The organism is Sulfitobacter sp. HI0040 (assembly GCF_001634885.1).
GTDB lineage: Bacteria > Pseudomonadota > Alphaproteobacteria > Rhodobacterales > Rhodobacteraceae > Sulfitobacter.
The window spans coordinates 1-203 of record NZ_LWEX01000389.1; the positions used below are offsets into that span (position 1 = coordinate 1).

Genomic DNA, 203 nt, shown 5'->3' on the forward strand with positions numbered 1-203 from the left:
CACCGAGATGTATGAAAAGACCCGGGCCGAAGGCTTCGGCGATGAGGTCAAGCGCCGGGTCATGGTGGGGACCTATGTGCTTTCCGCCGGTTTCTACGACGCCTATTACAACCGCGCCCGCAAGGTGCGCACCCTGATCAAGCGCGACTTCGAAACCGTCTTTGCCGATGGTATCGACTGCATTCTGACCCCGGCAACGCCCT

The 203-nt window shown here is 60.1% G+C and carries 1 protein-coding gene; it reads left to right on the forward strand.

Annotated features, from left to right (window positions below; translation table 11 throughout):
- Positions 1-203: amidase family protein (locus A3728_RS16230; protein WP_269084905.1), on the forward strand; the 203-nt coding region annotated here is incomplete at both ends.